Raw genomic sequence first — 26,413 nt, forward strand, 5'->3', positions numbered from 1 at the left:
AGGGGAGTGAATCATGGACTGGCTACAAGAAGCAGAAAAAAGAAGAGAAAGCATGATAAACGAATTGCAGCAATTGCTTGCGATTCCGAGTGTGTTGAGTGAAGAGACAGCACCAGATGCCCCTTTTGGCAAGGATGTAAAACAAGCGCTCGATTGGTTTTTGGCCAAAGGCGAGGAAAAGGGCTTTGAAGCGAAAAATGTTGCGGACGTTGCCGGCCATCTGGAAATCGGCACTGGTGAAGAGTTGCTCGGAATTTTAGGGCATGTCGATGTTGTGCCTGTTGGCGATGGCTGGACAAAAGATCCATTCGGCGGTGAAATTGAAAACGGTAAATTATATGGCAGAGGCGCCATTGATGATAAAGGTCCGACTATTGCAGCTTGGACAGCTTTGAATATCGTCAAAGAAGCCGGCTTTGAATTTTCAAAACGGGTTCGCTTAATTATTGGAACAGATGAGGAAAGTGGATTCCGGTGCGTCGACCGTTATTTCGAGACAGAAGAAATGCCGACAATCGCGTTTGCGCCGGATGCGGATTTCCCGATCATCAACGCTGAAAAAGGCATCGCGGGCATCCGTTTTTCCAAAAACATGTGGGAAATGCCGGATGAATTGATTTCATTTGTTTCAGGCAAACGGACGAATATGGTGCCGGATTTGGCAGAAGCGGTAGTTGAAGGGGAGCTTCCACAGTGGCAGCAAGCATTTGAAGAATTTTGCACCGCTCACTCCGTTTCAGGGTCGGCTGAAAAACAAGGGGAAGAAGTTAAGTTGCTTCTCTCTGGGAAATCCGCCCATGCGATGGAGCCGGACCACGGAGTGAACGCAGGAATTCTACTGGCACTGTTTTTAAAAGATCATCTGACTGGAGACGGCCAGGAATTCGCCGAATTCATTTCAAATAACTTTTATCAGGATTCTCGCGGACGTAGATTGGGCTTGGACTTTACCGATGAAGTTTCTGGAGACACGACATTCAACGCGGGCATCTTCCGCTTTGAACGGAACGAGTCGGCGACCGTCGACATTAGCATGCGCTATTCGATCACGTACCCGTTCGATGAAAAAGTGAAGAAGCTTGGATTGCTTGGATACGAATTGACGGTTGAATCCAATTCCCCTCCACATCATGTAGATGAAAATGATCCGTTCATCAAAACGCTTCAGCAAGCTTATGAACGGCAGACGGGCGACAAGGCCGATCTATTAGCAATCGGTGGAGGCACCTATGCACGCGTGCTTGATAAAGGCGTTGCATTCGGCATGCTGTTCCCAGGTGAAAAAGATGTTGCCCATCAAGCGGATGAATTTGTCGATATTGACAATTTGATTAAAGCGACTGCGATTTATGCAGAAGCAATCTATGAATTAGCTTGCAAGAAGAACGACTGAACCATACTTGTTGCCGCACGAGCCAAACAGAAAATGAGAAAAGAGGGACTGCTGATGGATTGGATATTGCATAATGATGAATTTATTCGTGAAGAGGAATTGAACATTTCAAAAGAAGACCGAGGTTATCAATTCGGCGACGGGATCTATGAAGTGATCCGTGTATATGAAGGCAATCTATTTACTGCAGAAGAACATATTGACCGTTTTTATGAAAGTGCAGAAAAGATTAAAATCATCATTCCTTACACAAAGGATGTCTTCCATAAATTGATGTACGATTTGGTGGAAATGAATGAAATCGAGAATGGCCAAGTTTATGTGCAACTTACACGTGGAGCATATACGCGTCAGCACCAATTCCCATCCGATACTTCACCAGTGCTTGTCGCTTATACAAAAACGGTAGAGCGTCCGCTTGAATTGATGGAAACGGGTGTCCATGCGAAATTTATCGAAGACGTCCGCTGGCTGCGCTGCGATATCAAAAGCTTGAACTTGCTCGGGAATATCCTGGCAAAGCAGGAAGCTTACGAAGCGGGTTGTTTTGAAGCGGTTCTGCACCGCGGCGAAGTTATCACTGAAGGATCTTCTTCCAATATGTATGGCTTGAAAAACGGGATTCTTTACACGCACCCGGCAACGAATTTGATTTTAAACGGAATTACACGCCGCGTGATCCTAAACCTATGTGCGGATCTTGGCATCGAAGTCCAAGAACTCGCTTTCACTAAAACTCAAGCTTTGGAAATGGATGAGTTCTTCATGTCTTCAACGACTTCAGAGGTAATGCCGATTGTCCAGATTGATGGACAGAAAATCGGAGAAGGTCTTCCTGGTGAACTTACACGAAAATTGCAGGAAGCTTTTGAAGCAAATCTTAAATTGACTGTGAAATCTTAATAAAGTGGCCGGCGAAAGCCGGCCGCTATTTTTTTGTTCCCCCGCAAATGGTAGAATGAAGAGAGGTGAAGCTGGTGGAAGCCCATTATTTTATTGGCATTAAAATTCCTGCTAGTGCTGCGGCTGCTTTGGAGAAGGCAAGAAATTCCTGGAAAATGGATAGCCATAAACGTTACACAGCACCGGAAGATATGCATTTGACGCTCGTGTTTATCGGCAATGATCCGAACGGAGAAATCACGAAAGCTTCGGAAGCTTTAAAGGAAATTGATCACGCCGCGTTTGAGTTGACGATCAATGGCGTCGAAGTTTTTGGGAACCCTGAAACGCCGCGCATCGTTTATGCGGCAACCGAAGAAAGCGAAGCCCTTCAGAAGCTGCAAGCTAAAGTAAAAGAGAAAGTCTTGGAATTTCAGATGAATCCTGATTTGAAGCCATTCGTGCCTCATATTACGCTAGCAGCAAAATGGAAAGGCGGTCCTCCGGTTAATCAGGAATGGCAGCTAAAACCCATTACGTTTACTGTGGATCGCTTTACCATATTCCGAATTGCACCTGGACAAACCCCTAAATATATTGAAGAGTTTACTTATCATTTGAAAGAAGGCGTTTAAGGCGCCAAGATGAGGTCACATGAAAACATTATTTATCATCAATCCAGCAGCCGGAAACGGCAAAGCCTTGAAAAAGTGGAGAAGTTTCAAAAAAACACTGGATTTTCCTTTTGAGGCGAAAATCACTGAATACGCCGGCCACGCCATCCAAATCGTCAAATCATTGCATCAACTGAAAGAGTCCTATTTGGTAATTGGTTTCGGCGGAGATGGGACACAGCGGGAAATCACTATCGGAGCAGCAGGGGCAGAAAATCTAGTGATAGCCTCTGTTGCAGCAGGTTCAGGCAATGATTTTGGCAGGGGGTTCCAATCATTCAAAGACGGTCCAGCTATTGCGCGTTATCTGCAGGCTCCGAAAAGCGCTGTCTGTGATCTTGGTGAATTCAGCAACGGAGAAGTGCATCAATTCGTCAGCAGCAGCGGCATTGGATTTGATGCGGAGATCAGTGATATTGTCAATCGTTCTTCGCTAAAAAAACTGTTGAATCGCATCGGTGCTGGAAAACTCGTGTATTTGATGTATGTTGTTCTGATGTTGATCCGCTTTCAGAAATTCGATTTAATGGTCCAGCTTGATGGAGAGAAAAAAGAGTTTCATGACGTTTGGTTTGCGACCATCCATAACCAAGCTTATTTTGGGGGCGGCATGAAAATTTCCCCTCATTCGAAAACGAATGACGGCGTGCTTGAATTGACGGTGGTCCATGGAATTTCTCGCTTGAAACTGTTGCTGGTCTTTGGTACGGTTTTTAGCGGAACCCATACACGCTTTAAAGAAGTGGCTCAGTTCAGCGCCAAAGAAATTTTGGCCAAGACTCCTCGCCACTCGGTCTACCGGCATGTCGATGGAGATGCGATTGTCAAGACGAATTTGGAGGAAGCGGTGAATTATACGGTGAGCGCTTCCAAATGGAGGGTTATCCAGCAATAAGAAGAACAAAGGCAAGCCTGCTTATAATTATAAGAAAGAAAGAGGATGTAAAATGAGAGCACGTTATAAACCATGGGCAGCGGATTTAATCGAATCGCACCCTGAAATCGTTATTCCTGAACCAACTTTGTTAAAAGGCAAATGGCAGCAAGAATTTGGCAACGCACAGCCGCTTCACATTGAAGCCGGCACTGGAAAAGGGCGCTTCATTGTCGGAATGGCAAAAGCGAACCCGGAAATCAATTATATCGGAATCGAATTGTTCGATAGCGTAATTGTTACGGCACTTGAATCCGTATTGGAAAGTCCGGACGGCGTGCCAAACCTTCGGCTCCTGCGTGTCGATGCAAAGAATCTGGCAGATTACTTTGAGAAAGCGGAAGTGGATCGCTTGTATCTGAACTTTTCAGATCCTTGGCCGAAAACACGCCATGCCAAACGCCGGTTGACGCATGAATCATTTTTGAAGATTTATCAATCGATTTTGCCAGAAAATGGCGAAATCCATTTTAAAACAGATAACCGCGGCCTTTTCGAATATTCATTGGTGAGCATTTCGGAATACGGGATGCTGCTGAAAGATGTTTCACTTGATCTTCATGCGAATGAACCGGAATGGAACATCATGACTGAATACGAAGAGAAATTCTCTAAAAAGGGCCAGCCGATTTACCGGATGGAAGCGCAGTTTCAAGTAAATTAATTCACAAGGGGGATTTATAGTGGAGAAATTTCAATTTCACGACATGGCATTAACTTGGTTGGACGGAGGAACGACTTGGCTTGACGGCGGCACGATGTTTGGGGTGGTGCCGAAAGTCGTCTGGTCAAAACGTTATCCGGTCAATGAAGAAAATCAGATTGAACTGCCGACTCACCCGATTCTTGTTCAGTATGAAGGCCATAATATTATCATCGACAGCGGTCTCGGTTCAGGAAAATTGACTGATCGCCAAAAACGCAATTTAGGGGTTTCTTCAGAATCACGGATTGAAGAGAACTTGACTGAACTCGGGTTGACGGTAGAAGACATCGATACTGTAATCATGACGCATTTACACGGCGACCATGCTGCTGGGCTGACAAAACTGCAAGGGGATCAATACGTTTCGGTTTTTCCGAATGCGAAAATCCATGTTTCCGCAGTGGAATGGGAAGAAATGCAAAATCCGAATATCCGTTCCAAAAATACATATTGGAAAGAAAACTGGGAGCCGATTGTCAGCCAAGTGGAAACATTTGAAGGGGAAAAGACCTTGTTCGACGCCTTTACAATGATTCATACTGGCGGACATTCCAACGGACACAGCGTGGTCAAAATGGAAAGCGGCGGAGAGACGATTTTGCATATGGGCGATATCATGCCGACGCATGCCCATCAAAATCCGCTTTGGGTATTAGCCTATGACGATTATCCGATGGATTCGATTTTTGCCAAAGAGAAGTTGATGAAAGAAGCGTTAGAGAAAGGCTATTATTTCTCCTTCTACCATGACGCTTATTTCCGCATCTTAAAATGGAGCAGCGACGGCAAAGAGATGGTCGAATCTGTCGTATACAAACAAAAGCCATAAGAAAAGGAGCCGGGTTGACCGGCTCCTTTTTAAATAGGTAAATTAAACTTTCGTGACTTCAAGAACAGCGCCTGTATAGGCATCTGCAAGGAATTCGAATTGCTCGAGTTCATCCTGGCTATGGCGCGTAATGCCGCCTTTATAAACGTCAGTCGTGATTGCGTGCTGTTTGTATGGCTCGGTTTTCATGAAAATCCACGAGCCGTCAATCGGACCTTCTTCTTTAAATGCTGCTTTGACACTGCTTAATACATCGTCTGCAGGGTAGAGCTTTTCTTTGCGGTCATATACTTCTTTGATGATGAAAGTGGCTGCTACACCTGTAACAAAGCCGATCAATAAATCACGATTCTTCACTGAAATCCCTCCTATACGTACTGTTTAAATTGTACCATAGAAGTTTTCGATGCGAAATTAAAAGGGAATGCAGAGGCAGATTCTTTCGAAAAACGAAATACAAAGCTGGAAATAAACTGATAAAAGAACTAAACTAGATAAAGGCAATTTATTTAGGGGGAATTAGACGCATGAATAGTGAAACGAAAGAGTTATTTAAAACCTTAACGGAACTTCCAGGAGCGCCTGGAAGTGAGCATGCAGTCAGAAAATTCATGAGACAAGAACTTGGAAAATATTCCGATGAATTGATTCAAGATAATCTTGGAAGTGTCTTTGGCGTTAAGCATGGACAAGAAAATTCGCCAAGAATTATGGTGGCGGGGCATATGGATGAGGTTGGATTCATGGTCACTCAAATTACCGACAACGGCATGATCCGTTTTCAGCCTTTAGGCGGTTGGTGGAATCAAGTGATGCTCGCGACGCGTGTCGAAATCATTGCAGGAGATCGAATCATCCCGGGAGTTATCGGATCAATTCCTCCGCATCTACTGAGCGATGAGCTGCGCAGCAAACCGATGGAAATCAAGAATATGCTGATTGATATCGGAGCTGACGATAGAGAAGATGCGTTGTCGTTCGGCGTTCGTCCTGGCCAGCAAATTGTTCCTTACAGCCCATTTACGCCGATGGCCAATGACAAGAAAATCATGGCCAAAGCTTGGGACAACCGCTACGGATGCGGACTAGCCATTGAACTATTGAAAGAATTGAAAGATGAAAAACTGCCGAACCAATTATTCTCAGGGGCAACGGTTATGGAAGAAGTCGGACTTCGCGGCGCTCAAACTGCTTCGACGATGATCAAGCCGGACATTTTCTTTGCGCTTGACGCTAGCCCGGCAAACGATGCCAATGGCAATAAAAACGAATTCGGCCAGCTTGGAAAAGGGACACTCCTGCGAATTACAGATAAGAGCATGGTTACACATCGCGGCATGCGGGAATTTATCTTGGATATGGCGGAGACTCACAGCATTCCGTACCAATATTTCGTTTCACAAGGCGGAACCGATGCCGGAAGAGTCCATTTGACGAACGAAGGGGTGCCAAGTTCAGTCATCGGCATTTGTTCGCGGTATATCCATACATCGGCATCAATTATCCACACAGACGATTATGCGGCAGCCAAAGAGTTGTTGATCAAACTCGTAAAAGCAGCAGATCAGACGACTGTGGATACCATTAAACAAAACGCTTAAAAAGTGCCTTCGGGCGCTTTTTTTTGAATTAATTTCAAAATAGGAAGGAAGAAGAATCATGGAAAAATTAACTGCGGCGATCGCTTCGAACAATCCGGCAAAAATCAAAGCGGTCTCGACCGTTTTGGAAAAATTGCAATTCGAAGCCGAAATCGTGCCGGTTGAGGCGGAATCCGGCGTTTCAGCCCAGCCTTTCACGTTAGCAGAAACGCGGCAAGGCGCTGTGAACCGGGCTCAGACAGCCCTTCTTGGAGGATTTGATCTTGCGTTCGGACTTGAAGGAGGGGTATATGAATTAGAAGGGGTCCTCTATTTATGCAATTGGGGTGCGATGGCTACCAAAGAAGGATACGTATACACAGCTGCAGGTGCACAACTTCCGTTGCCGGAGAAAATTTCTGAACAACTGCGCGCCGGACGGGAATTGGGGCCGGTGATGGATGAATACGCCGGCGAAATCGGAGTACGCCATCATAAAGGGGCAATCGGTATCTTAACGGCAGGGCTCATCAAACGGAATGAAATGTTTGAGCACATCGTCGAACTGCTGGTCGGTCAATTCCTAAAAGACAGCGATTAAGTTGCATGTCCCATAAAACACCTTTAAAATAAGGGTTAGTAACGAAGTTAGGGAGGAATTTGTGTGCCTCGTAAGAAATTAGGATTGGCAATTATAGCCGCAGCATTTTTACTTGCCGGATGCGTTGCTACGCCGGAAGAACGGGTAGCGGATGGAATGGAATCCGCAAAATCGGCATTTGAACAACAACCGGAAGATGTGAACGAACAGACAGACCATGTGGAGTTCTATTTGCCGGGAGGCTACACAGTCGAAGAACCTTCTGATGAAAACAATATTATCATTACAAAAGGCAGCGATTCTTTTGTGTTGTTTGTTAATCCGAATGAATCGGCAGACAGCCGCTTATTCTACGATCTTCAAAAAGCGAACCCAGAGCAAGAGTGGACTGCGGATGAAACTTTCGAAGAAAACGGACGTTTCGGATTTGCGACTGTCCGAAACATTGCAGAAGACCGCTATGAATTGGTAGTGAGTGCAGGCGGCGTCAAAATGACGACCATTTCCGAAGAAAGTAAAATTGATGGCAATATGGAATGGATGATGAAAACAGTCCGTTCAATCGATAACGAAGAATAGGAGTTTTAGCAATGAGAAAATTAGCGAGTGTTGAAGAATTCAATACATTGGCAGCTACAGAATCGGTTGTATTCATGTTCACTGCCGGATGGTGCCCGGATTGCCGTGTTATCGATCCAATTATGCCGGACGTGGAAACGAAATTCAGCGGCTATACATTTGTATCGGTGGACCGCGATGAGTTTATCGACTTATGCATCGAAAAGGATATTTACGGCATTCCAAGTTTCCTCGCTTATAAAGACGGAGCAGAAGCTGGCCGGTTTGTCAGCAAAGACCGCAAAACGCAAGACGAAATCGAATCATTTATCACGAATTTATCTGCTTAAAGCTCTTCGCTTTAACCATAATCGGCGGGATAAAAAAATGACGGTTCGCCATTTATGGCAGAACCGTTTATTTTTGAGAGAAAGGATGGAATCCGATGAAATCATTTGAACTTGTAAATATTTTAAGAGAGCGGATGCCAAATCCGCAATTGAATTGGCGTTTCGACCGGGAAAAAAACATGCTTCATATCGAACACGAGGCCTTGAAAAAAGGGACAAGCATTTCACTTCCTCAAGTGATCAACCGATATGAAGCAAAAGGGGAGCCGGCGATTGATGAAATCGTCTACATCATCACGGAAACATTTGAGGCGATGGAAAAAGAGCTGAAAGGTGAATTGAAATCGACCGAACATATTTTTCCGGTTATCCGTTCCACTTCTTTCCCGGAAGAGTCGAAAGAAGGAAATAAGTTCGTGACGAGTGAACATACTGCAGAAACAAGGATCTATTATGCCTTGGATGCGGGGACTACCTATCGCTTAATTGATGAAAATATGTTAAATTCATTAAGTCTGACAGTGGAGCAGCTCAAGGAAATTGCCAAATTTCAGGTGAAAAAGCTGAAAACTGCAGTGAAAGAAGATCATGTAGCAGGCAACGTGTTTTATTTTCTAAACGAAAATGACGGCTATGATGCCTCCCGAATTTTAAATGAGAGTTTCTTAAAAGAGATGAAAACAAAAATCACCGGCGATATGACCGTATCTGTGCCCCATCAGGATGTGCTGATTATTGGAGATATCCGGAACGAAACCGGCTATGATGTGTTGGCCCAAATGGCGATGCACTTTTTCACAAACGGCAAAGTGCCGATCACTTCACTTTCGTTCATCTATGAGGATGGCGAATTGGAACCGATTTTCATTATGGCGAAGAATAGAATAGAAGAGGAGAACGATAAGAAATGAATGCTTTTTACAATAAACACGGAATTGGTGATGTACTTTTAGTCCAATTACAGACAGAAACGCCAGAAAAAATCCACCCGGAACAAACAGGGGATGTAACATTGATCAAAGACGCTTCGGGCACGATTGCCGGCTTCAATCTGTTTAATGCTAGTGAATACATGGATTTAGGGGAGGCTGCTTCTGTCGAAGTGACGGAAGAAGTAGTCACTGTCCTTCAAAATGCATTGGAGAAAAACGGCGTCGATTATATTTTAGAAGTCGATTTATCGCCAAAATTCGTGGTCGGCTATGTAGAATCGAAAGAAAAACACCCGAATGCGGACAAATTGAATATTTGCCAAGTCGCAGTCGGAACTGAACAATTGCAAATCGTTTGTGGTGCTCCGAACGTAGAAGCTGGCCAAAAAGTGGTAGTTGCCAAAGTTGGAGCTGTTATGCCATCTGGAATGATCATTAAAGATGCAGAGCTTCGCGGAGTGGCATCAAGCGGGATGATTTGTTCTGCAAAAGAATTGGCGTTGCCGAATGCGCCTCAAGAAAAAGGGATACTCGTTTTACCAGAAGATGCAGAAACGGGATCACCATTTGAAGTAAAGGCGTGACGCAAAATGAGTTGGGTTAAAAATTTATGGAGCCGCATGTTCCCTGAAGACACGGAAGAAGATTATGAGGAAGTCGAAAAAGAAACCTCTTCGGCTTCTTCGGCTCGTCCTCAAAGAGCACCTTTTCGTTTTCCTGTCATAACGGACGAAGAAAAAGGGTCTTTCATCAAACAGAATCCGAGAAATGATAAATTGGGCGAAAGTTTAAGAAGAGGAAATGAGCAACAGACGGCACCGAGAAGACGTCCGGTGAATCCGGCTATTCAACGTGCATTGAATTACGATGCAAAAACCCTCCAGGAAGACCAGCCAGAAACGCTGAGAGAGCGTATACCGGTGCGGAATCGTGAGCCGGTTCAAGATTTTGAATCCATTCGGACGTACGAACCGCGCAGCTATGAAGCGCCGAAACCAGCCGTTCATTCGTATGAACCGCCTGTGCCGCCGAAAAGCCGCAAATACGAAGCGCCGACAAGCGTTAAAAAAACTCGTCGTTTTGAACCAACTCGTGTACCTTCACCGATTTACGGATACAACGATACTCCGGAAAATCGCATCCATAAGCCGATTGTGAAAAAGGCAACTACTTTTGAGCAATTGAAAAACGATGAGAAGGAAGTTTCAGCGATTCTTGCTGCGACAAAAGCGCCCGCTTTAAATTTTGCCCCGGAAACGGTTGAAGAACCAGAAGCCATGGTACCTCAGCCGACTGATAATCATTCCTCCGATCAAGCTATCGAGCTCTTGGAATCCAAAGAGGAAAAAAAGGCGGTTGAAATGGATTCAACTTCTGTGCGTATGGATGAAACAGCATCGCCGAATCAGGAATTGACGGAGGAAGTTAAAGCGATTGAAAGTGTGCCGGAGACGACAGGAGAAGAAATGCTCGAACCTGATTCAGAAACGATCGAGGCACCGGCTATAGAACTTCCAGCTGTCCCGGCTATAGAACTGCGTGAAGAAAAGCGTGAAGAAAAAGAATTGAACGAAAGCAATAATGAAAAACCGGTACATACTGAACTTGAAGCCACCTCCGAATCGTCGATTAAAACGGTGACGCCAGTTGAAAAACGGGAGAAGACAGTGCCGTTCAATGTATTGATGCTGAAATCGGATAAAGAACGGGTCAAAAAACCGTCCATTCCTGCAGCTTCTCCTGCAATTAAAAATAATCCTGACATAAATGTTGTCGAAGCTGAACCGGCGTCTGATAAAAAACAAGCACCAACAGATGATAAAAAGCTGGAAGTGAACCGGCAAATGATGTCCGAGGTTCTGTCTGCTGAAAAGGAACCTGAAACTGAACATCCAGAGGCTCTGGAACTGGAAACACTTCAAGATGTGGAAACTGTCACAGAAGTTACAGCTTACGAACAGCCGGGGACGGATTATCTCCGTCCGCCCGAAAATGATTTAGTGGATGAAGTGTGGATGGAAGAGCAAGGCGAGCGGCTAATTGAAGCGTTATCCCATTTCCAGATTCAAGCCTCTATACTAAGCATTGTCCAAGGGCCTGCTGTTACGCAATTTGAAGTGACAGTGGCGCAAGGCGTGAAAGTCAGCAAAATACGTAACTTAGCAGACGATTTGAAATTGGCATTGGCTGCCAAAGATATTCGGATTCAAGCTCCGATTCCCGGGAAAAGCTCAATCGGGATTGAGATCCCGAACCGGAAATCACGGGCTGTCCGCATTTCGGAAGTTATTGAAAGCCGCGTATTTTCGGAGTCGGAATCCCCGTTGGAAGCCGCGCTGGGACTCGATTTGACCGGGAAACCGGTCACGCTTGATCTACGGAAAATGCCGCACGGATTGATTGCTGGGGCTACAGGGTCCGGGAAAAGCGTATGCATCAATTCCTTGTTGGTGAGTTTGTTGTACAAATCATCTCCAAGAGATTTAAAACTTTTGCTGATTGATCCGAAAATGGTCGAATTGGCACCTTATAACCATATTCCTCATTTAGTCAGTCCTGTCATTACGGATGTAAAAGCGGCTACTGCTTCATTGAAATGGGCAGTCGAGGAAATGGAGCGGCGTTATCAATTATTTGCCCACGCAGGGGTTCGGGATTTAAACCGCTATAATAAGATGGTGGAAGAAAAAGGCGATTATGCTCAGCATCTGCCTTATATCCTGATTGTCATTGATGAATTGGCTGATTTGATGATGATGTCTCCTTCGGATGTTGAAGATGCAATTTGCCGCATTGCGCAAAAAGCAAGAGCGTGCGGAATCCATTTGGTGATTGCGACACAGCGCCCTTCTGTAGACGTAATTACGGGATTAATCAAATCCAATATTCCAACGCGCATCGCATTTTCGGTTTCTTCCCAAGTGGATAGCCGGACGATTTTGGATACGCAAGGGGCTGAACGCTTGCTTGGCAGGGGGGATATGCTTTACTTAGGGAATGGCATGTCAGCGCCTGTCCGCATCCAAGGAACGTTTGTGACAGATGAAGAAATTGAAGATGTTATTGCCCATGTAAGAGCTCAAGGTGAACCGGAATATTTCTTTAAAGAAGAAGAATTGATCAAGCGGGCTAGCGGAGCCGATTTTCAAGATGATTTGTTTGAAGAGGCTTGCCGCTTTATCATGACTCAAGGAAGCGCCTCGACGTCTCTATTGCAGCGGAAATTTCATATCGGCTATAACCGGGCTGCGCGTTTAATGGATCTTCTTGAACAGCATGGTTTTATTTCAGAGCAGAATGGCAGTAAAGCGAGAGCTGTTCTTATGACGGAAGAGGATATAGCTGAGGTATTCCAGTAAGAACTTCAAAATACTTGAAAATTAAGAGGAAATATCGGGTATATTGCTCTTTCATAAAAAATGGTATAATCGAGTGATTATGTTTAAACATAAGTAAGCAGCTATTCAGTCCGTCAAACGAATTGATTAGACTAATTTTCAACTCCCACAGGAGGTTCATTTATGACAGTACTACATTTTACCGGCATTAAAGGGTCCGGTATGAGCCCACTTGCGCAGATTATGCACGACATGGGGGAACAGGTCCAAGGCTCGGATATCGAACAGCACTTTTTCACGGAAGACCGTTTGCGTGAAAGAGGCATCACGATTTTGCCTTTCGACGAAAATAATATTCATGAAAACATGACAATTATTGCAGGGAATGCTTTTAATGACAATCACCCTGAACTTGTAAAAGCAAGAGAGCTCGGTGCAACAATCATTCGTTATCATGAATTCCTTGGAAATCTGATGAGTCAATATGTATCGGTCGCCATCACTGGAGCACACGGCAAAACGTCGACTACCGGATTGATGGCGCATGTTCTTGATGGCTATAAACCCGTTTCTTACTTGATCGGGGACGGAACTGGATTCGGTAAAGAGGATTCACATTTCTTTGTTGCAGAAGCGTGTGAATATCGCCGCCATTTCTTGGCTTATCATCCAGATTATGCGATCATGACGAACATCGATTTTGACCATCCGGATTATTTCGCAGGAATCGATGATGTTTTCAATGCATTTGAAGAGATGGCGAAACAAGTGAAAAAATGCATCATAGCATGCGGAGACGATGAATACCTTCAACGGATTCAAGCGCCGATTCCGGTCGTCTATTATGGATTCGGAGCTGAAAATGACTTTCAGGCAAGAAATGTCGTCAAGTCGACAGAAGGTACGACATTTGATGTGGTGATTCGCAATGAATTTTACCACACATTTACGATTCCGATGTTCGGCGATCATGCGATATTGAATGCGTTGGCAGTAATTTCCCTCTGCCATTATGAAAATATCCCAGCGGAAATTGTTCAGCAGCAATTAGCCGATTTCGAAGGAGTAAAGCGCCGTTTCACGCAAACTGAAATTGGCGGGCATATTCTGATCGATGATTATGCGCATCATCCGACTGAAATCCGCGCGACTTTGCAATCTGCACGCCAGAAATTTCCGGATCGGGAACTTGTGGCGATTTTCCAGCCGCACACTTTTACGCGGACACAGACATTTCTACAGGAATTTGCCGATAGCTTAAGCGAAGCTGACCATATTTATCTATGCGATATTTTTGGTTCAGCACGTGAAGAAGCGGGCGTCCTGACGATTCGAGACCTTGAAGAAAAGATTGAAGGCAGTTATATCCTCCAAGCGGATGACGTTAAACCGTTGCTCGCACATGGACAAGCCGTATTTTTATTTATGGGTGCAGGAGACGTGACAAAGTTCCAAGAAGCATTCGAGAAATTATTGAAGACAGAGGAAACAGTTTAACTTTTAAAGTTAAGCTGTTTTTTTTATGCAGAAATATCAAAAAAGGAAGGTTGAAATATCGCTGATGGTGGAAATGAGAAACATCGATTGATAAAAATCCGAAGCGCTCGGATGATGGTTTTAAAAAGAATAGTTGGCGGGAGTTTCTAATTTTTTAAACCGAAATGTCTTTTCCATAGGAGGATTTCCTTAAGTTTTGTTGAATTAAGATAAAGTACCTGTGTTTAGGTGTATAAGCAGCGGGGTACAAAAGAGATATAACAGTTTCGCAAAAGGAGGAAAAAGCATGGATTGGCAAATACTGCTTTACATAGCGGCTATCGTAGCAGCTATCGGATTTTTAATTCTATGCGTAGCATTGGCGATGACACTGAATTCGCTGAAGAACACATTGAAAGAGGTAACTGGGACAGTAGCAGGCCTTGAAAATCAATTGCAGGGGGTAACGTTGGAGACGACGAACTTGCTGCACAAAACAAATGAATTAGCTGAAGACATTCAAGTTAAATCTGAAAAACTGAACACAGTAGTAGATGCAGTGAAAGGTGTGGGGAATTCGGTTACGGATTTGAATTCATCTATCCGCCGCGTCACTTCTGAAGTTTCGACTCAAGTCGAAATGAACCAAGATAAGATTGCTCAAGTCGTTCAATGGAGCAATGTTGTCATGGGCATCCGCGATAAGTGGAAAGAGCGCAAAATCTATGAATCTCGTGCAGCATCATCTTATGCACCGGTTCCAGGGCAAAAGCAATTGCCACATAACGATCAATACTAAATTATTTTAATGGAGGAATGTTCAAATGACACAAAACAACGATAACAACCAACGTCCAACTTATAATGAACCACAATACAATCGTGATTACTATTCTCAAAATGGCCAGAACTATCAGCAAAATGATTACGTGCCGCAATCTTACGGCATGACGAACCGCTACGATGATCTTTACGATTATGAAGATGAGTCAAGCTCAAAAGACTTTATCATCGGTGCTTTAGTCGGCGGAATTATCGGTGCGGCAACGGCATTGTTCTTAGCGCCTAAATCAGGCAAGGAATTGCGTTCTGATTTAAATACGCATGCGACAACGTTAAAAGAAAAAACCTCTACTTATACAGATACTGCCAAAGAAAAATCAGGCGGACTGACGCAGCAAGTCAAAGAGCAGTCTTCTAAAGTTGTCGACAAAGTGAAGAACCTGAAAGGCGGCCAGTCTCCAATGGATGACGGCACAGCTTCTTCAGAAGGCGAAGAATCGATTGAAATGCTGGATACAGTTCAAAATTCAGTAGACCAAGCAGAAACTACAGGCAAGGAAGCATTTACTTCAACTGCAAATGCTCTTCGCGAAGCGGTAGAAGAAGTGAAGGAAGAAAAGAAATCAGAGTCTAGCAATAGCTCAAACAATAGCAGCAACTCGAACAAAAACTCGAACAACAGCAATTCATCTAACAACAACTCGAATAACAATAGCTCAAGCAATAACAGCTCAAGCAATAAGAACAATAACTCAGGCAATAAAAACAACAACAAATCATCAAACTGATTTAGGGGCGGGTTAAATGAAAAATCTAGTGCGTGTACAGGATCTGGACAGTTTGAAGCAGCATGCAGGCAAAGCCCAGCATTACTGGCTATTTAAACACAGCAGTACATGCCCGGTTTCAGCCGCTGCATGGAATGAATTCAATGAATACTGTTCACTGCATCCGAATCAATTGTTTTTGTTTTTAGTTGTTCAGGAAGACAGGGAATTGTCACAAAATATTGCGGAAATTACCGGAATTAAACATGAATCGCCTCAATTATTCCATTTTGCAAGTGAAAAAGTGGATTGGCACGCCTCTCATGGGGATATAACAAGCAAATCCATGACTGAATTTATCGCTTAAAAAGTAAGCTGAAGCCTCGTGCTTCAGCTTTTTTTATTCTAAAACACTTTAGCGCGTTGAATCGCTAAAATAAATTTCGTGACTTTATTGAATACTTTGCTTATAATAGTTCTAATATGTTAATATGAGTCACTAAGTAAGGTGAATCTCGAAAGGGGAAGTAGAAAATGAGCCAATTAGATTTAGAACAGCTTAGAGAAAAAGTTGACGCAGTCAACCTGCAAATCCTTTCTCTTATCAACGAAAGAGCAACAGTCATCCAGGAAATCGGGAAAATCAAAGAAAAACAAGGTGTCAATCGCTACGATCCATTGCGTGAACGCCATATGCTTAACTTATTAAAAGACCATAATAGCGGTCCACTTGATCAAAAGACCGTTGACCATATATTCAAGGAAATTTTCAAATCTGCTTTGGATATGCAAGAAGAAGACCAACGCAAAGCATTGCTGGTTTCCCGTAAAAAGAAATCTGAGGATACAATCATCACGATCAACGGAGAACGCATCGGTGAAGGAACACCTTCATTCATCTTCGGACCGTGTGCAGTTGAATCTCAAGAACAAGTAACGAAAGTGGCAGAAGCTATTGGTGGAAAAGGCCTTCGTTTAATTCGCGGAGGAGCATACAAGCCACGTACTTCCCCTTATGATTTCCAAGGTCTAGGCCTTGAAGGTCTGAAAATGCTAAAAGCGGCAGCGGAGCAATACAATTTGGCTGTCGTATCTGAAATTGTCACACCTTCCCATTTGGAAGATGCATTGCCTTACCTGGATGTTGTCCAAGTAGGAGCGCGCAATATGCAGAACTTCGAATTGCTGAAAGCGGTCGGACAAATCAATAAACCAGTTCTTCTAAAAAGAGGGATGGCTGCAACAATCGATGAATTCATCAATGCAGCGGAATACATCATCGCATCAGGAAATGATCAAATCATCCTTTGCGAACGAGGAATCCGCACTTATGAAAAAGCGACAAGAAATACATTGGATATCTCGGCAGTGCCAATTTTGAAGCAAGAAACACATTTGCCGGTATTTGTTGATGTTACGCATTCTACTGGCCGCCGCGATCTATTATTGCCGGCTGCTAAAGCGGCTATCGCTATCGGCGCTGATGGAGTTATGGCTGAAGTTCATCCAGACCCAGCAGTTGCCTTGTCAGATGCAGCTCAGCAAATGAACTTGCAGCAATTCGATGAATACTACGATTCATTGATGAAATTCATGAAACAATACGAATTGAAAATGTAAATTCGAAGAGCCGGGCTCCCCGGCTTTTCTTTTTTTAGTTGATTAGATGAAACGCTTTATCGTATGATTATAGATATAGGAAAGGAGGGCGCACCGTGACCGTTACGATTTATGACGTAGCAAGAGAAGCGAATGTATCCATGGCTACCGTTTCGCGAGTAGTGAATGGCAATCAAAACGTAAAACCTGCTACGAGAAAGAAAGTATTAAAAGTAATTGAAGAATTGGGGTATCGCCCTAACGCAGTGGCTAGAGGATTAGCCAGCAAGAAAACCACAACGGTCGGCGTCATCATTCCCGATATTTCAAACAGTATGTATGCAGAACTAGCTCGGGGAATAGAAGACATTGCGACCATGTACCGCTATAACATCATTTTGTCGAACTCAGACCAAAATCAGAATAAGGAACTTCAATTGTTGGAAACAATGCTTGGAAAACAAGTGGATGGCATAGTTTTCATGAGCGATGTAATCTCAACTGAACTTCTTTACGAAATGGAAAGATCTCCGACGCCGATCGTTTTAGCTGGATCCATCGATGAAACGAACGCAGTAGCGTCTGTAAATATCGATTATTATGGAGCTGCCTATGAGGCGGTTAAAAAATTGATCGATAATGGACATAAGAAAATCGCCTTTGTTTCTGGTCCGCTAAGCTCTAAAATCAATAAAGACTATAAATTAAAAGCTTACACAGAAGCGTTGTTAGATGCAGGCATTGACTATGATGAGAAACTGGTCGTAGAATGCAATAATTCCTATGATGAAGGTATGGAAGCTGTCTCTACTTTGCAGCCTTATGAGCCAACCGCATATTTTGTCAGCAATGACGAAATGTCCATCGGCGTCATTCATGCGCTTGAAGAAAGCGGAAAAAAAGTGCCTGAGGATGTAGAAATCATCAGCTATGAAAATTCCAAACTGGCACGCATGGCACGCCCAATGCTAACATCCATCGCATTTCCTTTATATGATATCGGAGCTGTTTCCATGCGCTTGCTGACAAAATATATGAACGAAGAAGAAATCGAAGAAAAACAAGTTATTTTGCCTTATCGCATCGAAGAACGTCAGTCTACAAAAAACGCATAAAAAATAGAGCCTATTAGGGGCTCTATTTTTTTTATGCATTTCGAATCATATATAAGGCTTTATTGAGCATCTGGAAGTTCTTGTCGGTTATTTCTTCTTTTCTTGGAATGGCTTGGTACATATTAACGGGATCTTCCCATGTTTTAATTAACGGCACAGGCGATTCAGGCTGCCATTTTGAAATCCATGAATCTGGCAATTGGCCGTTAGGGAGGGGGAAATTATTCATCTCCATCCAGATCATCGACCAAGCGCGGGGAACGACACGCCAAATATCGTAGCCTCCGCCGCCCACTGCAATCCATCGGCCCTCACAATACTCATGAGCCAGCTCGTGAGCAATTTTAGGGATTTCCTTATAGATATTCATTGTTCCATATAAATGGGTAAGAGGGTCCAAATAATGGGCATCAGCACCGTTTTGGCTAAGGATGACGTCGGGTTTAAAGAATTCCACAATTTCTTTCATTGCAGTCCGGTAGATTTCAAGGAATGATTCATCTTCCGTAAAAGCGTCGATGGGAAAATTGAAAGAAGTGCCATAGCCTTGACCGCTCCCGCGTTCATTAATGTTGCCGGTCCCAGGGAACAAATACCTTCCGGTTTCATGGATGGAAACCGTGCAGACATCGGGATCGTCATAAAAGCTCCATTGGACGCCATCTCCATGGTGGGCATCTGTATCAATGTACAAAACTCTTGCTCCGTATTTTTTCTTGATATAGTTGATGGCAACAGAACTGTCGTTATAAATGCAAAAACCTGAAGCTTTTCCACGGAACCCGTGATGGAGCCCGCCGCCCAAATTCAACGCATGCTGGGCTTTTCCTTCCATAACGTAATCTACAGCGGTGAGTGTGCCGCCAACTAATCGGGCACTTGCTTCGTGCATATTTTCAAAAATGGGGGTATCTTCGGTTCCGATGCCATAGCTTTCACCGGCTTCCGATGAAATTTCCCCTCTGCTCGCTTTTTTGACGATATCAATATAACGTTCATCATGGGCAAGCAAAAGTTCCTCGTCTGTAGCGACTCGGGCAGGCACAATCAAATCTTCTGGAAGCGCATTCATTTTGCGGAGAAGATCGATTGTCAGAACGAGCCTTTTTTGATTGAATGGATGTGTATCAGAAAATTTATACCCCAATTGATCTTCTGAAAAAATGAAGACAGCATGTTTCATTCGTTCATTTGCGGCGCGCTCGGCCATAGGACATCGAAACCTTCTTTTCGTAAGTCATCTATGAGAGCTAGTGGGTTCATTGTTTGAACGCGGAAAACCAATATCTTGTTCGCGCGGTTATTGCTATCGGGGTATACGAGCACGCTTAGGATATTGACGTTTTTATCATGAAATACTTTGGAAACATCGAAAAGAACACCGGAACGGTCGGGCACTTTGATTTCAATTTGAGAACCTGGCTGGTGTGCGCCAGTCAATTCGATGTATTTATATAAAAGATCCGTCTCCGTGATAAAGCCGACTAACTTGCCGCTGCTGATAATGGGAAGGCAGCCTATTTGCTGATCGTAGAAAATCACTGCGATTTCTTCTACGAAATCCATTGGATGGCCGGTGATCGGATTCTTGGTCATGATATCTTTAACTTTTTTCTCATAAGCATCTTTCTTAGGAGAAACAGTGAAACGAGAAGGCAAAGCATCTTTTAAATCACGGTCAGAAACGATGCCAACGACTTTTCCATTTTCGACCACGGGTGCATGGCGGATTCGCTTTTCTTCAAAAAGTTCAAAAACGTTTTGTACGGTCTGCTCCGGAGTTAAAGTTTGAATATCGGTTTTCATAATTTCTTCTATTAACATAAATACACCCCTTTTGTTCGATTAATACATATAGCGGTTCATGAAACGGAGCTGGTCAAATTGCTGGACAGATGACGGCGGGACGCGGCTGCCGATTCTGGCCATCAAGCAATTCGCAGGATGGGAACTGATTTCAGGATCGTCTGTGGCGAAATACTCCAACCCGCCGGCCTGCATCATTTTCTCCATAATTTTTCGGTACTCCCAAACATTCAATCCGGTGCCTTTTAAATCCCAGTGCCAATAATATTCGGTTGTGATGACGATGAAATCTTCGAAATAATCATCCTGCATCGATAAACGCAGCAAAGATTTTCCGACGCCGCCACCGCGGTATTTAGGAATGATTTCGATGGCCCCGAGTTCAATCAAATCTTTCATTTTTCCTTCTGACCATCGCTCCAGTGGATCGGGATAGAGAAAAGTCACATAGCCGACAATGGTATTTTCTGCCCGAGCAATAAGAATGCGGCCTTCCGGAAGATCGGCAATTTCGGTAATGGCTTTATGCTGCTGGGCAGGCTGCCTAAACGCTACAAGGTCTTCATGAAATTCAAGCGCTTTCAGTTCATTCGAAGGAACGGGTCCTTCAAGAAGCAACGGACCGTTCTTTGTCTCTAAATTCATTGAATGGTATTCCTTCTGATGTTCCATCTTTTCACCGCCTATTGGGTACAATTAGGTACATTATACATGAAAAGAAAATGGAAGTGGGAGATGGAGATAGAAATCATCCATTGTTTTCTAAAAAGTTAAAATTATTCGCATTCAATTGTCAGAATGTTGTAGAATATAAGAGATACAATTGGGAAAGGATGATTTGGATGAAAGTGGAAGCGATACCGGCAAGACAAGGGGAGCATCATCTACATAATTATGAAGACATCGCAGCAAATTTCGACTGGACTGAAGTTGAAAAAGAATTCAGTTGGTATGAAAGCGGTAAAGTAAATATGGCGTACGAAGCAATCGACCGCCACGCTGAATCCTATCGAAAGAATAAAGTAGCTCTTTATTACAAAGACTCATCGCGAAACGAGTCTTATACGTTCTATGAAATGAAGCGTATGACAAATCGTGCGGCGAATTTATTGAAATCCCATTCGGAACTGGAAAAAGGCGACCGCATGTTTATTTTCATGCCGCGTTCTCCGGAACTCTATTTTGCAATGTTCGGTGCACTTAAAATGGGCTTGATCGTTGGGCCGTTATTTGAAGCATTTATGGAAGGAGCCATATACGACCGGTTAGATGACAGCGATGCGAAAGCGATCATTACAACGCCGGAATTATTGCCGCGTGTGCCGTTTGACCGGCTGCCAAATCTTAAAACCGTTTTCCTCGTAGGTGAGGAAATTGAAGAAAATGATCATACGGTCGATTTCATGAAGCATCTTCACGGATCTTCCGATAAATTTGAAATCGAATGGCTGGATAAAGAAGACGGTCTAGTCTTGCATTATACATCCGGTTCAACTGGGAAACCGAAAGGCGTTCTTCATGCCCAATATGCCATGGTCCAGCAATATCAGACCGGCAAATGGGTATTGGATCTTCAAGAAGAAGATATTTATTGGTGTACAGCCGATCCGGGTTGGGTTACTGGAACGGCGTACGGCGTTTTTGCTCCTTGGTTGACAGGAACAACGACGGTTATTTTAGGCGGCCGTTTTTCTCCAGATGGATGGTACAAAGCCATTGAAGATTATGGTGTTACGGTTTGGTACAGTGCGCCAACCGCTTTCCGTATGCTGATGGGTGCAGGAGATGCGTTAGTAAAAGAGTATGATCTCTCAACGCTTCGCCATGTTTTATCCGTAGGGGAGCCGTTAAATCCAGAAGTAGTGCGTTGGGGTGTGCAAGTATTCGACAAACGAATCCACGATACGTGGTGGATGACTGAAACGGGTGCGCAGACAATCTGCAACTATCCTTCGATGGCGATCAAACCGGGCTCAATGGGAAAACCGGTGCCAGGCATAAAAGTAGCAATTGTGGATGACCAAGGCAATGAACTGGCTCCTAACCAGATGGGGAATCTGGCAATTGAAAAAGGTTGGCCGTCAATGATGCGCCAAATTTGGAACAATCCGTCAAAATACGAATCGTATTTCCTGAATGATAAATGGTACGTTTCTGGAGATTCGGCTTATATGGATGAAGAAGGTTATTTCTGGTTCCAGGGCCGTGTAGATGATGTTATCATGACTTCCGGCGAACGCGTTGGTCCATTCGAAGTAGAAAGCAAACTACTCGAACACCCGGCAGTAGCAGAAGCAGGAGTTATCGGAAAACCGGATCCGGTGCGTGGAGAAATCATCAAAGCGTTTGTCGCTTTGAATACAGGTTATGAACCATCAGATGAATTAATCCAAGACATTCAGCAATTCGTCAAAAAAGGATTGGCTGCCCATGCAGCACCAAAAGAAATCGAATTCAAAGACAAATTGCCGAAGACCCGCAGCGGTAAAATCATGCGCCGCGTCTTGAAGGCATGGGAACTCGACTTGCCAACAGGCGATTTGTCAACGATGGAAGATTAACGGAAAAGCGGAAGTGCCCGTCTAGCCCCGACAAGCGCTGGAGGGCTTTCAGGGAATGGCGCTCTTTGCCATTTGCTGAGAGACCGAAGCGACTCGAGGGGTTGGGCGCTGGAGTCTGGACAATCGAAAAGCGGAAACAGCCGTTCAGGTTCCACAAGTTTAAAAAGAAAAGGCACCAGCTGAGAAATTCTCAGCTGGTGCCTTTTTGGTTACTGTTGTTATTACTCGCCGTCGCCTTCTTCCGGTTCAGTTGGTTCTTCCGGAGGAGGAGTGGTACCGCCATCTGCTGGCGGTGGAGTAGTTTCTTCTTCATCTGCTTCGTCATCTGCAGGGGGAGTTTCGGTTTCTTCCTCTTCATCTGCAGGAGGAGCTGTGTTTTCTTCCGGTTGAGCAGGAGCTGCCGGTTTTGGTGCTTCAATGCCTACTGTATTAGATAGAGGCGATTGTTGGCCTGTGATATCAACAGCTACGACAAAATAGCTGCCTGGACCCGGCAAGGTATAAGAGTTCCCGCGAGATTCCGATATGGAAGCGACTAAAGAATTGCCTCCGCCGCTCCGGTAAATACGGTAGCCGACTACGTCATTTGAAGCGGAATTGCTCCAAGTAAGAGTTCTTCCGTTTAGCGATGCTTGGACGCCGGATGGAGCGATGCCATCATGGTTCAAAGTCGAACCTGAAACGATGTTAGAGAAGCGTGAATTGCCAGGGAAAAGCTTGCTTGCGTCTCCGCCCAATGTACCGAGCATGCGGTCAATATAAGCTTTGGAAACACCGGCACCGCCGCTGCTGACAAATTCTCTTGGCGTACTATCCAGTGCCAAGTAACGGGAACCATTTACAGTCGTATAAGATCCTGAAGTCAAGCTGTCATCTGCTTTTGTCGGAACCATAACGTTGGCATTGAACAAGTCGGCTTTCACTAAGCCTGCACCCGAACATGCACCGCCTGGGGCAAGCCCTGAAATGCTGCAGAATGAGCGGGTGACAACGCCTTCAGGTGCTTTGAACGTTTCTTTAGTACCGATTAATTCAGGGTTAGTGTCATAAGCGGCATTCATTAAGCGCGCCCATAACTGGTTAACCCGGACAGAAGGCTGTAATTCGCTGTTTGGCCGGTCATTTAATTGGAACTTCTCTATTCCATAGCCGAGCCATACGCTCATCGTTACGTTCGGATTTAAGCCGACGATCCACACATCTTTTGCATCTTGGGTGGTTCCGGTTTTGCCGGCAAAGTCTGAGCTGAATTTAAGTAAACTGTTTGCACGGTTACCAGTACCACGTTCCGTTTTAAAGACATCACGCATCATATCGGTAAGGATATAAGAAGTTTGTGGTGAAAATATTTGTTCGCCGTCTTCTGTATTCTGTTCAAATACGATATTACCGTCTGCATCTTCAATGCGTTGAATCATGTAGGCATCCTTGTGTTTGCCATTAGCAGCAAACATGGAGTAAGCGCTCGTCAATTGTTCAACTGAAGCTTCGACACCGCCTCCAAGGGCCGAAGTCAAGAAGGCATTAACTTTCTCTTTGTTTTCAACCACTCTCGTCATCCCAGCTTTTCTCATATAGCTGCTAGGATCTTGGCCTTGTATTTGCGAATATAGACGAAGTGCCGGCAAGTTTTGTGATTCTGCTAAAGCATTGCGGGCCGGCATAATGCCTTGTTCGCTCGTTGGAACGAAGTTGCTCGGTTTGTATGGCTTTTGGCCAGGAATGTTTTGCGTGAATTTCACATCGACAACTGGGCTGCCAGCTCCAATTTTTCCAAGTTCAATCGCAGGTCCATAAACCAATAATGGCTTAGCTGTTGAACCGATCGAACGGAAAGCCTGCGTGGCATGGTTCAACTTCTCAATTTCAAAATCGCGTCCGCCAACAAAGCTTAAAATTTTGCCGGTACTGTTTTCGATCGTCATACTGCCGACTTGTACGGGATATTGCTTCTGGATCTCTTCTCCTTCTGCGTTGAGAGCAGGAGCTGTCAAAGTCGCCCCATAGGATTCATAGGACTGGGCCGCTTTTTTTTGTGCATCGAACATTTCCTTGTTGATCGTAGAGTAAATGCGGTAGCCATTCGAACGCACGGCACGGTCTGCCAAAATGGCATATTCATCGTACAATTTATCATTTTCTTCTAATGTAGCAGGGTCGATTCCATTTTGTTCAGCGAGTACATCCATAATGATGCGGGAAGCACGTTTTTCAAGTTCCACTGTGATGTGAGGGTATTTCTCATAAGAACGCTGTTCGTCCAAACGGAAATCTTTTTTGATGTCATAAGCGATTGCTTCATCGTATTCTTTTTGGGTAATGTATTCTGTTTCCTTCATCCGGAATAGCACCGTCTTCATTCGGTCAATTCCGTGCTGCAATCCTTCATCGTCTTTCGGATCACCGTTCGATGTATAAGGCGTATAGCGGAAAGGCGCTTTCGGGATCCCGGCGATAAAGGCTGCTTGCGGCAAATTCAGCTCACTGGCAGATACGTTGAATAAACCGTTTGCTGCAGTTTCAATCCCGGCAATATTCGCGCCGGATGAGTTTCTTCCGTAAGGGATGATATTCAAATAGGCTTCTAAAATCTCATCTTTCGACATGAATTTTTCGAGGCGCATCGCAAGCAAAATTTCTTTGGCTTTTCGTTCGTAGGATACTTCATTGGTTAAAATTTGGTTCTTGATCAACTGCTGTGTCAATGTCGATCCGCCTGTTTGGCTGTCGGAGTTTGAAACATCTTGGAACAATCCACGGAAAATCGCTTTTGGCACGATTCCGTCATGTTCTAGGAAGTATTCATCCTCTGTCGCAAGAACCGCGTCAATTGCAAATTTTGAAACCTTATCGAGCTTTGTTTCTTTTCGTTCTAAATCGGTGCGTAATTTTCCGATATAGACTTCGTTGTCAAAAAACATCTCAGAGGTTTCGGCATAGCTGTAAATTTCACCGCGCATTTCATCCGGCGTACGAAGTTTTTCTTCGTCCACCAGGGAAGCGAAATAACCGGCTCCAACGGAAGCGGCAAATACACCGCCGACGACAAATATAATTGCAAGCAAAATAGCTAAGTTCCAAAGTACACCACTAGTGATGCTCAGTCGCTTTGCCCATTTTGCGGAAGTCCATCGATTGTAAGTTTCTTCGGTTTTCCTAAGGCCGTCCCTTATCTTTTCAAGCACTTTATCAACCTCCTAAAATCTCGCTTTATTATAGCATATTCACACAAAAGCAACTAAAAAGATTGACAATATGTCATAATAAAGTAAACTAACTAATATATTTTCATATTCAAACGATGAAGAGTCCGAAGTAGGCGTTGCAAACTTTGTAGAGAGAGCCGGTGGTTGGTGCAAACCGGTCAAAGCGCAGCAGCTGAATTACAGGCTTGGAGTTTACGGAAGTGCCCCGTACGGCACATATTGAGTCGGGAGAATCAGATTCTCCAAGCTGGGTGGTACCGCGCAAAAGCGTCCCTGCATGAATTTCATGCAGGGGCTTTTTTTATTAGCTGAAACAAGGAGGA

The 26,413-nt window shown here is 44.3% G+C and carries 25 protein-coding genes and 1 other annotated feature; of the genes, 20 read left to right on the top strand and 5 right to left on the bottom strand.

Going from position 1 to position 26,413, the window contains the following annotated elements:
* Window positions 1-13 precede the first annotated feature (13 nt).
* From pepV to NFU07_RS11770, 6 genes are all read left to right on the top strand, one after another.
* Window positions 14-1,393 (top strand): dipeptidase PepV, encoded by a 1,380-nt coding sequence (gene pepV / locus NFU07_RS11745; RefSeq protein WP_251478363.1) that lies wholly within the window; start codon window positions 14-16, stop codon window positions 1,391-1,393.
* 54 nt (window positions 1,394-1,447) lie between these two features.
* Window positions 1,448-2,296, top strand: coding sequence for a D-amino-acid transaminase (gene dat, locus NFU07_RS11750; RefSeq protein WP_251478366.1), 849 nt, complete (start codon window positions 1,448-1,450; stop codon window positions 2,294-2,296).
* A 65-nt stretch (window positions 2,297-2,361) separates the two neighbouring features.
* On the top strand, window positions 2,362-2,910 hold the full coding sequence (gene thpR / locus NFU07_RS11755; RefSeq protein ID WP_251478369.1) for an RNA 2',3'-cyclic phosphodiesterase: 549 nt from the start codon (window positions 2,362-2,364) through the stop codon (window positions 2,908-2,910).
* A 19-nt stretch (window positions 2,911-2,929) separates the two neighbouring features.
* Window positions 2,930-3,844: a diacylglycerol/lipid kinase family protein gene (locus tag NFU07_RS11760; protein WP_251478372.1), complete on the top strand. Its 915-nt coding sequence runs from the start codon at window positions 2,930-2,932 to the stop codon at window positions 3,842-3,844.
* A 52-nt stretch (window positions 3,845-3,896) separates the two neighbouring features.
* A complete protein-coding gene (gene trmB / locus NFU07_RS11765; protein ID WP_251478375.1) occupies window positions 3,897-4,547 on the top strand; it encodes a tRNA (guanosine(46)-N7)-methyltransferase TrmB in 651 nt (216 codons plus the stop codon).
* Between the two features lie 19 nt (window positions 4,548-4,566).
* Window positions 4,567-5,418, top strand: coding sequence for a YtnP family quorum-quenching lactonase (locus NFU07_RS11770; RefSeq protein WP_251478379.1), 852 nt, complete (start codon window positions 4,567-4,569; stop codon window positions 5,416-5,418).
* Between the two features lie 42 nt (window positions 5,419-5,460).
* Here the strand turns inward: NFU07_RS11770 and NFU07_RS11775 are convergent, their stop codons facing one another.
* Window positions 5,461-5,775, bottom strand: a complete 315-nt coding sequence (locus tag NFU07_RS11775) for a PepSY domain-containing protein (protein WP_052652073.1) — start codon at window positions 5,773-5,775, stop codon at window positions 5,461-5,463.
* Between the two features lie 170 nt (window positions 5,776-5,945).
* On the opposite strand from NFU07_RS11775, the gene NFU07_RS11780 reads away from it, so the two are divergent.
* From NFU07_RS11780 to ccpA, 13 genes are all read left to right on the top strand, one after another.
* On the top strand, window positions 5,946-7,019 hold the full coding sequence (locus NFU07_RS11780; protein ID WP_251478382.1) for a M42 family metallopeptidase: 1,074 nt from the start codon (window positions 5,946-5,948) through the stop codon (window positions 7,017-7,019).
* A 58-nt stretch (window positions 7,020-7,077) separates the two neighbouring features.
* Complete coding sequence (locus NFU07_RS11785) at window positions 7,078-7,599, top strand: DUF84 family protein (protein ID WP_251478385.1); 522 nt, start codon at window positions 7,078-7,080, stop codon at window positions 7,597-7,599.
* Between the two features lie 63 nt (window positions 7,600-7,662).
* Complete coding sequence (locus NFU07_RS11790) at window positions 7,663-8,178, top strand: hypothetical protein (RefSeq protein ID WP_251478387.1); 516 nt, start codon at window positions 7,663-7,665, stop codon at window positions 8,176-8,178.
* 11 nt (window positions 8,179-8,189) lie between these two features.
* Complete coding sequence (locus NFU07_RS11795; RefSeq protein ID WP_235198849.1) at window positions 8,190-8,507, top strand: thioredoxin family protein; 318 nt, start codon at window positions 8,190-8,192, stop codon at window positions 8,505-8,507.
* 95 nt (window positions 8,508-8,602) lie between these two features.
* Complete coding sequence (locus tag NFU07_RS11800; RefSeq protein ID WP_251478391.1) at window positions 8,603-9,418, top strand: DUF1444 family protein; 816 nt, start codon at window positions 8,603-8,605, stop codon at window positions 9,416-9,418.
* Window positions 9,415-10,023, top strand: coding sequence for a YtpR family tRNA-binding protein (gene ytpR, locus NFU07_RS11805; protein WP_251478394.1), 609 nt, complete (start codon window positions 9,415-9,417; stop codon window positions 10,021-10,023). The genes NFU07_RS11800 and ytpR overlap by 4 nt, the downstream gene beginning before the upstream one ends.
* Window positions 10,024-10,029: 6 nt before the next feature.
* Entirely contained in the window at window positions 10,030-12,798 is a 2,769-nt protein-coding gene (locus NFU07_RS11810) for a DNA translocase FtsK (RefSeq protein ID WP_251478401.1), read from the top strand.
* Window positions 12,799-12,960: 162 nt separating this feature from the next.
* The gene (gene murC, locus NFU07_RS11815) at window positions 12,961-14,274 is read left to right on the top strand and encodes a UDP-N-acetylmuramate--L-alanine ligase (RefSeq protein WP_251478403.1); all 1,314 of its coding nucleotides are present in this window, start codon (window positions 12,961-12,963) and stop codon (window positions 14,272-14,274) included.
* 286 nt (window positions 14,275-14,560) lie between these two features.
* Window positions 14,561-15,052, top strand: a complete 492-nt coding sequence (locus NFU07_RS11820) for a DUF948 domain-containing protein (protein WP_251478406.1) — start codon at window positions 14,561-14,563, stop codon at window positions 15,050-15,052.
* Between the two features lie 25 nt (window positions 15,053-15,077).
* Window positions 15,078-15,824, top strand: a complete 747-nt coding sequence (locus NFU07_RS11825; RefSeq protein WP_251478409.1) for a YtxH domain-containing protein — start codon at window positions 15,078-15,080, stop codon at window positions 15,822-15,824.
* Between the two features lie 16 nt (window positions 15,825-15,840).
* Window positions 15,841-16,170, top strand: a complete 330-nt coding sequence (gene ytxJ / locus NFU07_RS11830) for a bacillithiol system redox-active protein YtxJ (protein ID WP_235198856.1) — start codon at window positions 15,841-15,843, stop codon at window positions 16,168-16,170.
* 167 nt (window positions 16,171-16,337) lie between these two features.
* The gene (locus NFU07_RS11835; RefSeq protein ID WP_235198857.1) at window positions 16,338-17,423 is read left to right on the top strand and encodes a bifunctional 3-deoxy-7-phosphoheptulonate synthase/chorismate mutase; all 1,086 of its coding nucleotides are present in this window, start codon (window positions 16,338-16,340) and stop codon (window positions 17,421-17,423) included.
* Window positions 17,424-17,518: 95 nt separating this feature from the next.
* A complete protein-coding gene (gene ccpA / locus NFU07_RS11840) occupies window positions 17,519-18,517 on the top strand; it encodes a catabolite control protein A (RefSeq protein ID WP_251478411.1) in 999 nt (332 codons plus the stop codon).
* Window positions 18,518-18,548: 31 nt separating this feature from the next.
* Here ccpA and NFU07_RS11845 read toward each other — a convergent pair whose 3' ends face one another.
* Genes NFU07_RS11845 through NFU07_RS11855 form a run of 3 tightly spaced genes read right to left on the bottom strand, consistent with a single transcriptional unit; the run spans window position 18,549 to window position 20,995 of the window.
* Window positions 18,549-19,700, bottom strand: a complete 1,152-nt coding sequence (locus tag NFU07_RS11845) for an acetoin utilization protein AcuC (RefSeq protein WP_251478779.1) — start codon at window positions 19,698-19,700, stop codon at window positions 18,549-18,551.
* Window positions 19,697-20,341 carry an acetoin utilization AcuB family protein gene (locus NFU07_RS11850; RefSeq protein ID WP_251478414.1) on the bottom strand — a complete coding sequence of 215 codons (645 nt, stop codon included), beginning with the start codon at window positions 20,339-20,341 and terminating at the stop codon, window positions 19,697-19,699. The genes NFU07_RS11845 and NFU07_RS11850 overlap by 4 nt, the downstream gene beginning before the upstream one ends.
* Before the next feature lie 21 nt (window positions 20,342-20,362).
* The gene (locus NFU07_RS11855) at window positions 20,363-20,995 is read right to left on the bottom strand and encodes a GNAT family N-acetyltransferase (RefSeq protein WP_251478417.1); all 633 of its coding nucleotides are present in this window, start codon (window positions 20,993-20,995) and stop codon (window positions 20,363-20,365) included.
* Window positions 20,996-21,165: 170 nt separating this feature from the next.
* Between NFU07_RS11855 and acsA the strand changes: the two genes are divergently transcribed.
* A complete protein-coding gene (acsA, locus tag NFU07_RS11860) occupies window positions 21,166-22,884 on the top strand; it encodes an acetate--CoA ligase (protein WP_251478421.1) in 1,719 nt (572 codons plus the stop codon).
* Window positions 22,885-23,105: 221 nt separating this feature from the next.
* Here the strand turns inward: acsA and NFU07_RS11865 are convergent, their stop codons facing one another.
* The gene (locus NFU07_RS11865) at window positions 23,106-26,069 is read right to left on the bottom strand and encodes a transglycosylase domain-containing protein (RefSeq protein WP_251478423.1); all 2,964 of its coding nucleotides are present in this window, start codon (window positions 26,067-26,069) and stop codon (window positions 23,106-23,108) included.
* A 107-nt stretch (window positions 26,070-26,176) separates the two neighbouring features.
* Window positions 26,177-26,368, top strand: a binding site (T-box leader).
* Window positions 26,369-26,413: the final 45 nt, after the last annotated feature.

It is taken from the genome of Planococcus sp. NCCP-2050, assembly GCF_023708025.1.
Taxonomy (GTDB): domain Bacteria; phylum Bacillota; class Bacilli; order Bacillales_A; family Planococcaceae; genus Planococcus.

Coding starts and splice junctions, on each gene's coding strand:
- pepV (WP_251478363.1), top strand. CDS start 14: ATGGACTGGCTACAAGAAGCAGAAAAAAGAAGAGAAAGCATGATAAAC.
- dat (WP_251478366.1), top strand. CDS start 1,448: ATGGATTGGATATTGCATAATGATGAATTTATTCGTGAAGAGGAATTG.
- NFU07_RS11760 (WP_251478372.1), top strand. CDS start 2,930: ATGAAAACATTATTTATCATCAATCCAGCAGCCGGAAACGGCAAAGCC.
- trmB (WP_251478375.1), top strand. CDS start 3,897: ATGAGAGCACGTTATAAACCATGGGCAGCGGATTTAATCGAATCGCAC.
- NFU07_RS11780 (WP_251478382.1), top strand. CDS start 5,946: ATGAATAGTGAAACGAAAGAGTTATTTAAAACCTTAACGGAACTTCCA.
- NFU07_RS11785 (WP_251478385.1), top strand. CDS start 7,078: ATGGAAAAATTAACTGCGGCGATCGCTTCGAACAATCCGGCAAAAATC.
- NFU07_RS11795 (WP_235198849.1), top strand. CDS start 8,190: ATGAGAAAATTAGCGAGTGTTGAAGAATTCAATACATTGGCAGCTACA.
- NFU07_RS11800 (WP_251478391.1), top strand. CDS start 8,603: ATGAAATCATTTGAACTTGTAAATATTTTAAGAGAGCGGATGCCAAAT.
- ytpR (WP_251478394.1), top strand. CDS start 9,415: ATGAATGCTTTTTACAATAAACACGGAATTGGTGATGTACTTTTAGTC.
- NFU07_RS11810 (WP_251478401.1), top strand. CDS start 10,030: ATGAGTTGGGTTAAAAATTTATGGAGCCGCATGTTCCCTGAAGACACG.
- murC (WP_251478403.1), top strand. CDS start 12,961: ATGACAGTACTACATTTTACCGGCATTAAAGGGTCCGGTATGAGCCCA.
- NFU07_RS11820 (WP_251478406.1), top strand. CDS start 14,561: ATGGATTGGCAAATACTGCTTTACATAGCGGCTATCGTAGCAGCTATC.
- NFU07_RS11825 (WP_251478409.1), top strand. CDS start 15,078: ATGACACAAAACAACGATAACAACCAACGTCCAACTTATAATGAACCA.
- ytxJ (WP_235198856.1), top strand. CDS start 15,841: ATGAAAAATCTAGTGCGTGTACAGGATCTGGACAGTTTGAAGCAGCAT.
- NFU07_RS11835 (WP_235198857.1), top strand. CDS start 16,338: ATGAGCCAATTAGATTTAGAACAGCTTAGAGAAAAAGTTGACGCAGTC.
- NFU07_RS11845 (WP_251478779.1), bottom strand. CDS start 19,700: ATGAAACATGCTGTCTTCATTTTTTCAGAAGATCAATTGGGGTATAAA.
- NFU07_RS11850 (WP_251478414.1), bottom strand. CDS start 20,341: ATGTTAATAGAAGAAATTATGAAAACCGATATTCAAACTTTAACTCCG.
- NFU07_RS11855 (WP_251478417.1), bottom strand. CDS start 20,995: ATGGAACATCAGAAGGAATACCATTCAATGAATTTAGAGACAAAGAAC.
- acsA (WP_251478421.1), top strand. CDS start 21,166: ATGAAAGTGGAAGCGATACCGGCAAGACAAGGGGAGCATCATCTACAT.